This window comes from Streptomyces sp. NPDC025618, from assembly GCF_055558795.1.
The window spans coordinates 1-1,022 of the sequence record NZ_JBVHLW010000097.1; the positions used below are offsets into that span (position 1 = coordinate 1).

The following is a 1,022-nucleotide window of genomic DNA, read 5'->3' on the forward strand; positions in this document are numbered from 1 at the left end:
CGCGTTCAAGTGCCTGGACGGAGCGGTGCACGCTGCGCTGGAGCTTCTTGCAGGTCAGCTCGGCGAACCATCGCTCGACCAGGTTCAGCCAGGACGAGCCGGTCGGGGTGAAGTGCAGGTGGAAGCGGGGATGGGCCAGCAGCCACCTGCGGACCGGCTCGGTCTTGTGGGTGGTGTAGTTGTCCACGATCAGGTGCACGTCCACTCCGTCCGGGACCTGCCGGTCGAGCTTGGCGAGGAACTTCTTGAACTCCGCGGTGCGGTGCCGGCGGTGGAGCGATCCGATGACCTGGCCACTTGCGGCGTCCAGCGCGGCGAACAGGGTGGTGGTGCCCGCGCGCAGGTAGTCGTGGCTGCGGCGCTCGGGCACGCCGGGCATCATCGGCAGCACCGGCTGTGACCGGTCCAGGGCCTGGATCTGCGACTTCTCGTCCACACACAGGACCAAGGCGCGCTCCGGCGGGTCGAGGTACAGCCCCACCACGTCGTGGACCTTGTCCACGAAGAACGGGTCGGTGGACAACTTGAACGACTCGGTACGGTGCGGTTTGAGGCCGAAGGCCCGCCAGATCCGGGACACGGTCGACTGCGACATCCCCGTGCGCTGGGCCATCGACCGGGTCGACCAGTGGGTGGCGCTCTTCGGCTTCGTCTCCAGGGTGAGCCGCACCAGTTCGGCGACCTGCTCGTCGGTGACGGTCCGCAGCCGGCCCGGCCGGGGTGCGTCGCCCAGACCGTCCAAGCGGTGGGCGATGAACCGGGCCCGCCACTCGGACACCGTCTCGGTGGTGACCCCCAGCTGGCGAGCCACCGAGCTGGCCGACCGCGGCAGTCCGTCCGGCTCGACCTCGGCACATGCCAGCACCAGTTTCGCTCTCAACGCCAGGGCTTGCGGCGTGGATTGAGCCCGCACCCACCCACCGAGCACCTCACGCTCACGCTCGGACAACACCAGCTCGGCCAACCGCGGCCCCGGACGCCCCATGCATATCAAACGACGCATCAACGACTCAGGTCACTAG

Annotated in this window: 1 protein-coding gene; it reads right to left on the reverse strand. The window is 68.6% G+C overall.

Going from position 1 to position 1,022, the window contains the following annotated elements; all coding sequences use genetic code 11:
- Positions 1-985: IS630 family transposase (locus ACZ4A5_RS31600; protein ID WP_467591828.1), on the reverse strand; the 985-nt coding region annotated here is incomplete at its 3' end.
- Positions 986-1,022: the final 37 nt, after the last annotated feature.